Annotated in this window: 8 protein-coding genes; 3 read left to right on the top strand and 5 right to left on the bottom strand. The window is 66.2% G+C overall.

What is annotated here, in order from left to right; genetic code table 11:
- Positions 1-118: 118 nt before the first annotated feature.
- Positions 119-1,624, top strand: coding sequence for an SH3 domain-containing protein (locus NP3_RS29530; RefSeq protein ID WP_063044882.1), 1,506 nt, complete (start codon positions 119-121; stop codon positions 1,622-1,624).
- 29 nt (positions 1,625-1,653) lie between these two features.
- Here the strand turns inward: NP3_RS29530 and NP3_RS29525 are convergent, their stop codons facing one another.
- The gene (locus NP3_RS29525; protein WP_063044883.1) at positions 1,654-2,061 is read right to left on the bottom strand and encodes a VOC family protein; all 408 of its coding nucleotides are present in this window, start codon (positions 2,059-2,061) and stop codon (positions 1,654-1,656) included.
- A 67-nt stretch (positions 2,062-2,128) separates the two neighbouring features.
- Positions 2,129-2,782: a TetR/AcrR family transcriptional regulator gene (locus tag NP3_RS29520; RefSeq protein ID WP_063044881.1), complete on the bottom strand. Its 654-nt coding sequence runs from the start codon at positions 2,780-2,782 to the stop codon at positions 2,129-2,131.
- Positions 2,783-2,867: 85 nt separating this feature from the next.
- Here NP3_RS29520 and NP3_RS29515 point away from each other — a divergent pair, with 85 nt between their 5' ends.
- Together NP3_RS29515 and NP3_RS29510 are read left to right on the top strand one after the other, a co-directional pair.
- Entirely contained in the window at positions 2,868-4,004 is a 1,137-nt protein-coding gene (locus NP3_RS29515) for an epoxide hydrolase family protein (RefSeq protein ID WP_063044880.1), read from the top strand.
- 232 nt (positions 4,005-4,236) lie between these two features.
- Complete coding sequence (locus NP3_RS29510) at positions 4,237-4,860, top strand: NAD(P)-dependent oxidoreductase (protein ID WP_063044879.1); 624 nt, start codon at positions 4,237-4,239, stop codon at positions 4,858-4,860.
- A gap of 73 nt (positions 4,861-4,933) precedes the next feature.
- Here the strand turns inward: NP3_RS29510 and NP3_RS29505 are convergent, their stop codons facing one another.
- From NP3_RS29505 to NP3_RS29495, 3 genes are read right to left on the bottom strand one after another with little or no spacing between them, the layout of a single operon-like run.
- On the bottom strand, positions 4,934-6,079 hold the full coding sequence (locus tag NP3_RS29505; protein WP_063044878.1) for a GTP-binding protein: 1,146 nt from the start codon (positions 6,077-6,079) through the stop codon (positions 4,934-4,936).
- Positions 6,080-6,112: 33 nt separating this feature from the next.
- Complete coding sequence (locus tag NP3_RS29500; RefSeq protein ID WP_063044877.1) at positions 6,113-6,934, bottom strand: ABC transporter ATP-binding protein; 822 nt, start codon at positions 6,932-6,934, stop codon at positions 6,113-6,115.
- Positions 6,900-7,949, bottom strand: coding sequence for a taurine ABC transporter substrate-binding protein (locus NP3_RS29495; RefSeq protein ID WP_063044876.1), 1,050 nt, complete (start codon positions 7,947-7,949; stop codon positions 6,900-6,902). The genes NP3_RS29500 and NP3_RS29495 overlap by 35 nt, the downstream gene beginning before the upstream one ends.
- Positions 7,950-7,970: the final 21 nt, after the last annotated feature.

The following is a 7,970-nucleotide window of genomic DNA, read 5'->3' as shown; positions in this document are numbered from 1 at the left end:
CCGTCCGGACTGTTGCTGAGCAATCGCCGCATGTGAAACCATAAATGTGATTCGGTCGACCCGAGACGCCCACTGAGCCGCCTTCGCGCGGCCATCCGGACGCGGGAAGGAGTCGACGATGTTGATGCGTTTCCGGCTGGACCCGGACCAACTGGCCGCGGCCATGTCCATCGCCGGGCTGAAGCCGGGACGACGGTCCGTGCTGCCGCTGACGACCCCGCCGTCCGACCCGGCAGCGGCGCTGCGGGACACCGGACTACTCGAAGCGGACGACCGGCTCACCGGACCGGCCGATGGAGCACTGCGGATCGCCGCCGATCCCGCGCATACCACCGCCGTTACCGCCAACCGCGTCGGGCAGGACAACCGGACAGCGGCGCTGCTGCTGCGCGGAGACGAAGAAGGCACCTTCGTCATGCAGGCCGGGACCGGCGACGAGGGCTTCGATTTCACCGTCGTGCCAACGCTCACCCAGGCCACCATGCTGGTCGACCAACTGCTCGACCTCAGCTCCTACGGCCCCGGATTCGCCTCGCCGCCGATCGACCTCGATCTCATCGCATTCGCCGCACTGCTCGCCGCCGCCGATGCGGCGCAAGAGGCCCGCTTGGCCGGGGTCCTGCGTCGAGACGTCGCGGCCGGACCGCTCGAGCTGCGCGCACTCGAGCTGGAGGAGCAACTCGCCAAGGGGCTGGCCGCGGGCGACACTCGTTGGGCCTTGTCCGCCGCCCAGGGCGCCACACCGGTCTCACTCGCGGCGGCGGCCGGACGGATGACGGAGGGACTGGCGCGGCTGGCGTCGCTGAGCCTTGTTCGACTGGAGGCGCTCGGCAGCTACCGATTCACCGATGCCGGGACCGCGGTGGCACGGTCGTTCGGTCAACTGTTGACGACCGGGAGCATTGCCGTAATGGACGGTGCGGCAACGAAACAGGACGCGCTCGCCCATTTCACCGTGTTCCGATCGACGTTCTCGACCCGGTTCGCATGCTGGCGCGAGCTTGCGGCGCGCAATCCGCGTGCCGAATTGTTGGAGACCACAACCGAAGTCGCGCTCAGGCTGGTGCGCGATGTGCTGGATCCCGCCGTGGTCAAGCCGTTCGCCGGTGGCATACCGGCATTCGACGCGTCTGCCGCACCAACGGAAGCGGTGCCTGCGGTCGAGCGCGGCAGCACTCCGGCATTTAATCCGACCCACCAGGTGCCCGCCAACGGCATGCCCGCATGGGCCACGCCCGACTCGACCCGGCCGCCCATCGCCCGCATCGAACCGCGCGTCGAACTCCAGATCCTCGATCGCTCCGGCGACTGGACGCATATCGTCTGTAACAACGGCTGGAGCGCATGGGTCGACGGCCGCGCCATCGAACCCCTTGCCGCCCTCTGGTACCCGACCCACCTGGTACCCGAGGGCGGATTGGACGCATGGGCCGCGCCCGATCCGAGCCTCGGCCCCATCACCAGCATCGATCCCGGCGTCGAGCTCCAGATCCTCGGCCGCGCCGGGGACTGGGCGCATATCGCCTGCAACAACGGCTGGACCGCATGGGTCGACGGCCGCGCGATCCAACCCCTCGCCCGGCCCGGTGCACCCTGGACAGCCACCGGCGACAGCCACCTCTGATACCCCAATCACAGGACCACCGGAACGAGCTAGGGGCGTGTCGAAATCTGCTGGACCGCCCAGCCATTGCCGTCCGGATCGGAGAAGAAGCAGAAGCCGACATTGTCGAGCGGGTCGGGCATCGGCCGGGGATTGGTGCCGATCACCTGGACTTCGCTGATCTCGACGCCGCGCTCGACCAATTCGGCGTGGGCCTTGCGGATATCGGGGACGACGAGCTGCAGGCCCTGGATCGAGCCCGGTTCCATCTCCGGGACTCCGCCCTTGCCGATCACAATGGAGCAGCCCGAGCCGGGCGGCGTCAGCTGTACGAGGCGGATCTCGTCGCCGATTTCGGTGTCGAAGTCGAGGTCGAAACCCACCTTGTTCGAATAGAAGTCCTTGGCCCGGTCGATGTCCGACACCGGCACGATCACGACCTCGAGTGTCCAGTTCATGGCGATTCCCTTCGCTGCTGTGGACATGGGCATGCCTGAAAGTGCAGACGTCGCGTCGGGGCCGAAATCATCGCTGGTTGCGCGGTTCCCACCGCCATGCGAATTCACCCGCCTCCGGCGGAGGACCGGGCAGTTCACCTTTTCCCGAGAGCCCCGTGATCAGCATGGCGAGCACGCGTCTGCGCAGTTCCGCGGTTCGGGCCTGGTCCGGCATGGCGATGGCCGCACACGATTCCAGGACGAGACCGAGGTCATTGGCATTCGCATCCGCGCGCAGCCGACCGGAAGCGTGCGCCCGCCGGACCAGTTCCTCGGTGACTTCACCCGAATGCATGACGTCCGGCAGCATCGACTCGTCCGGGGTGAAGGTGCCCGCCAAATGCACGGTCAACGAGTGCACGTCCGCGTCGACGACCCGTTCCAGGAATCCGATCAGACCGTGCCAGCCGTCCGAATCCTCCAGTGCGGCATCGGCTTCGGCGTTGTAGCGGCGTAGGCCCTCGTGGCAGAGGGTGCGCAACAGCACGTCTTTGCTCGGGTAACGGCGGTAGAGGGCGCTGATGCCCACTCCGGCTCGCTCGGCGACGGCGGCGATGGGGGCGTTGGCGTCGGCGAGGAAGACCGCGCGGGCGGCCTCGAGGATGAGCCCGTCGTTGCGGGCGGCCTGCGCCTTACGGCCGGGCAGACCCTTCTGAGCTGGGGCATCGGATGTCTTCGGCATGTCTTCAGATTAGCACTTGAAACGGAATGATCCGTTCTGATACTGTTCGAACAGAACGAAGCATTCCGTTTCACAAGGAGTAGAGATGACCGCCATCACCCCCTTCACCATCGACGTCCCGCAGGCAAAGCTCGACGACCTGGCCGACCGGCTGTCCCGGGCCCTCTACCCGAACGAATTGCCCGGCGTCGGCGACGCCTACGGCGTACCGAACGAGCGGGTGCGGGATCTCGCCGAGTACTGGCTGGAACGCTTCGACTGGCGCGCGCTGGAGGCGAAGCTGAACTCCTACCCGCAGTTCACCACCGAGATCGACGGCGAAGATATCCACTTCATGCACATCAGGTCCGCCCGGCCGGATGCGCTGCCGGTGATCCTGACCCACGGCTGGCCGGGTTCGGTGCTCGAATACCTCGATGTCATCGCGCCGCTGACCGAGCCGGAATCCGCCGATGAGCCCGCCTTCCACCTGGTCATCCCGTCGCTGCCGGGATTCGGATTCTCCGGGCCGACCCGCAGCACCGGATGGGGCACCCTCCGCACCGCCGCGGCCTGGGCGGAGCTGATGGGCCGACTGGGCTACGCCCGTTACGGCGCCATCGGCAACGACGGTGGCTCGATGGTCTCACCGGAGATGGGACGGCTGGATTCCGATCACGTCGTCGGAGTGCATGTGACGCAGCTGTTTTCGTTCCCGTCCGGTGATCCGTCGGAGTTCGAGGGGCTGTCCGAGGAGGATATGGCGGCGCTGCAGCACCTGCAGTGGTTCCATGAGAACAAGATGGCCTTCAACGCCTTGCACAGCCAGCAGCCGCAGACGCTGGCGTTTGCGCTGGCCGATTCGCCGGTCGGGTTGCTCGGCTGGAATGCGCAACTGTTCGGCGAGAGCCTCGACGAGGAGTTCGTGATCGGCAATGTGGCCATCTACTGGCTGACCGGAACGGCCGGATCGTCGCTGCGGTTCTACTACGAGAATGCGCACACCGCGCAGCTGCCGAGCGGACCGACCACGGTGCCGACCGGATTGGCGATGTTCAAGGGTGATTTCCAGTCGATTCGCCGGTTCGCCGAGCGCGATCACAGCAACATCGTCAGCTGGAATTCTTACGACGTCGGCTCTGCCCAAGGCGGCCCGAACGATGCGGCCGGACACTACGCCGCGCATGAGGCGCCGCAGGTGATCGTCGCCGATATCCGGCAGTTCTTCGCCGAGCTCGGCTGAGCACACAGCGCAACGGCCCGCATCCGTTCCCGGACGCGGGCCGTTGCGCGTTTCCAACAGAGAGCCTCTCGTATGTCTTCGAGACGCACGGCCATGGTTCGTCTCGCTCTCCGTTGATGTACTGGATTCACCAACAGCTCAACAGTTTTCAACACCCGCGGTGCCCGGAGGCGGCAGCCTGCGTAACCACGTAGGGCCCGGGAGCACCGCAAATTCAGCAAAGGAGAACATCATGCGTATCGCAGTCTTCGGAGCCACCAGCACCGTCGGTCGGCTGGTCGTCGAGCAGGCGCTCGAGCAGGGGCACGAGGTCACCGCCTTCACTCGCAATGCGGCCGGTGTCGGACAGCGGCACGAGCGGTTGCACATCGTCGAGGGCGATGTGCTGGATACGAATTCGGTGGAGCGGGCCGTGGCCGGGCAGGATGCGGTGTTGATCTCACTGGGTGCGGGCCGTAAGGGTGTCATCCGGGCCGAAGGCACCCGCGCGGTGCTCGAGGCGATGGACCGGACCGGCGTCGAGCGCCTGATCTGCCAGACCACCCTGGGCGTCGGCGACAGCCGAGGCAACCTGAACTTCCTCTGGAAGTACGTGATGTTCGGGATGCTGCTGCGCGAGGCCTACGCCGACCACGTCAAGCAGGAAGAATACGTCCGCGCCAGCAACCTCGACTGGACCATCGTGCGCCCGAGCGCCTTCACCGACGGCCCCCGCACCGACGCGTTCCGTCAGGGCTTCCCCGCCGACGCCAAGGGCCTCTCCCTCAAAATCGCCCGCGCGGACATCGCCGCCTTCATGCTCACCCAACTCACCGACCCCACCTACACCCACCAGGCCCCCGGCATCTCCAACTAGTGGCCGCGAATGCCGTGGTGGGGGGCGCTCTCGACGGTTGCCTGCATGGATGCATGGTGAACGGTTGTCCAGGTCAGTGCTGGTGGAGAGTGCCCCAGGTGGGGAAGGGGTCGGGGTAGGTGGTCCAGGTGGTGGGGCCCGCGCTGAGTTCGTCGTGAGTGAGGAGGGCGGCGTCGAGGAGGGCGCGGACGTGGAGGGTGTCGAGTTCGATGCCGATGAAGACGATTTCCTGGCCTGCGGGGACTTCGAGGGCGGACCACCAGGCGGCGGGTTCGAAGGTGAGGTTGGGCCCGGCTTGGGACCAGATTGCGGCGAGGTCGGGGCGGCTGGCCAGCCAGCAGAAACCCTTGCTGCGCAACATGCCTCGGAGTTGAGTGAGGGCATCGGCGAGGCGCTCGGGGTGGAAGGGGCGGTCGGCGGTGTAGGTGAGGCTGCCGATGCCGTATTCCTCGGTTTCCGGGATGTGGCCACCCGCCAGTTCCTCGTCCCAGCCATCGGATTCGGCGGCCAGCACCGGGTTGTAGCGGCCGGTCGCGAGCACCTCCGCGAGATCCACCGCCCCCTTCTCGGTGCGCAGCACATGGGCGCGTGGATTGAGCCGTCGCACAGTGGCTTCCACGGTTCCGGCGGCCTTGGCGCTGACCAGGTCCGTCTTGTTGATCAGCAGGACATCGGCGAATTCGACCTGATCGACCAGCAAGTCGGCGATGGTGCGGGTATCGCCGTCGCCCGCTTCGAGATTGCGCTCGGCGAGGGCCTGTCCGCGGGCGATTTCAGCGAGGAAGGTGGAGGCGTCCACCACGGTGACCATGGTGTCCAGGCGGGCGATATCGCTGAGTTCGAAGCCGTCGTCGAATTCCCAGTCGAAGGTCGCGGCGACCGGCATCGGCTCGGAGATGCCGGTGGATTCGATGACCAGCTGATCGAAGCGGCCCGCGCGGGCGAGCCTGCCGACCGCCTCGATCAGATCCTCGCGCAGCGTGCAGCAGATGCAGCCATTGGTAAGTTCGACCAGCTTCTCCTCGGTGCGGTCCAGGTGTCCCTGCCCGGCGACAAGGGCGGCATCGATATTGACCTCGCTCATGTCGTTGACGATGACCGCGACGCGGCGACCGTCGCGATTGGCCAGGATGTGGTTGAGCAGGGTCGTCTTGCCCGCGCCGAGGAAGCCGGAGAGCACGGTGACGGGCAGCAGGTCAGGGGTCGATGAAGTGTTCACGCCTTAACGATAATGGTTTTCATTTAGGTGCGTTCAGACGGCTGCGGATTTCACCGCGAGACCGATCTCCCGCCGCAGTGCGGAGAATTCCGCGGAAGCGCGCAGTTCGTCTGCGTCGGCACCGGCGCGCGGCAGGTCGACCGGGAGGTCGAGGGCGATCCGGCCCGGCCGTTTGGTCAGCACCACGACCCGCGAACCGAGGAAGGCCGCCTCATCGGCGCTGTGGGTAACGAAGACCGCGGTGCGCCCCTGGCCGACGCGGCGCAGGTCGTCTTGCAGGCGTTCCCTGGTGAGGGCGTCGAGTGCGGCGAATGGTTCGTCGAGCAGTAGTAGCGAGTTCTCCGCCGCGAGTGCGCGGGCGATGGCGACGCGCTGTTGTTGACCGCCGGAAATTTCCCAGATCCGGCGGCCCGCGGTGTCGTCCAAGCCGACACGGTGCAGTAGGTCATTCCTGTGCTCCGCTCGCTGATCACGCTGCACGCCTGCGTATTTCAATGCCAGATCGACATTGCCGCCGACGGTCTTCCATGGGAACAGGCGCGGCTGCTGGAAGACCATGCCGCCGGATCGGCCGGGGACCGGTGTCGCCCCGGAGACCTCGATACTGCCCTCGGTGGCGGTTTCGAAGCCAGCGATCAAGCGTAGCAGCGTGCTCTTGCCGCATCCGGAAGCGCCTACCAGGACAAGGAATTCGCCCGGCGGCACGTCGAGATCGAGCGGTCCGACCGCAGTGACCACTTCCGCGCCATGGCCGTAGCGGTGCGATAAGTCGCGAATTCGTATGCCGCCCTGAGCAGTCGGCGGTACTTCGACAAGTTCTTCAGCTGCCGAGGACACTGGGCAATCCCTTGACATAGATGCCGTCACGGATCGCCGCGAGCGATGGCGCGGCCGGAATCTGCTTCTGCGCCACCAGGAATTCGGCCGCGCTCTGCAGACTCACCGCGATATCGCCGACCGCGCCCTCTGTACCCAGCCACTCCTTGGAGGTGAGCTGATCCTTGGTCAGGAATACGCCCTGCCCCAACTGCTGCGCGGCCTCCTGTGTGCTGAGGCCGATTTCGGCCGATACCGCCTTCGCCGCCTCGTCGGGCCGGTTCTTGATCGTGTCCAGTGCCCGTGCCTGCACCTTGCGCCAGGTATCGACCACATCGGGGTGGGCCTGTGCGAACTCCTTGGCGACCACGCCGAGATCGAGGGTCGGTTTGCCCGCGGTCGCGAGTTCCCGGCTGGTGATCAGCGTTTTGCCGGTCTTGCGCAGCTGGTCCAGCGTGGGCAGCCAGGTGTACACGGCGTCGACATCGCCGCGCTCCCAGGCCGCCAGCGATGCCTGCGGTTGCAGGTCGACAAGCCTGACATCGTTGGCGCTCAACCCATTTCGATCCAGCGCGGCGAGCAGGCTGTAGTGCGCGGTCGAGGCGAAGGCGGTACCGATGCGCTTGCCCCTCAGGTCGGCGATCGATTCGATGCCGATTCCACGGCGCGCCACCAGCGCTTCGTTATCGCCCGCCACATCGAGTACGAAGGCGACCTGGTACGGAATGTCCAGCGGCGCGGATAGACCGCGGGCGACCGGGCTGGAACCCAGTGCACCGAAGTCGACCTGCTCGGCGATGAAGGCGGTATTCACATCCGCGCCGGAGTCGAACTTGGTCCACTTGATGTTGTACCCGGGCAGTTCGGTCTCCAACCACCGGCTGTTCTTGACGACCAGGTCGCCGCTCGGAAAGCTCTGGTAGGCAATGCGAATGATCGGCTTGCTGTCATCTGTGCCGGAGTGGTCGACGGCGCATCCGGCGAAGGCCACCGCACCGGTGACGGCCGCGGCCACGGCGCGCAGAACGCGTCTGGAAAACGATTGGGAATTCATATCTTTCCTCTCCAGGGCACC

The sequence above is a fragment of the Nocardia pseudovaccinii NBRC 100343 genome (assembly GCF_001613225.1).
Taxonomy (GTDB): Bacteria; Actinomycetota; Actinomycetes; order Mycobacteriales; family Mycobacteriaceae; genus Nocardia; species Nocardia pseudovaccinii.
This window is presented reverse-complemented; position numbering and strand designations above follow the sequence as displayed.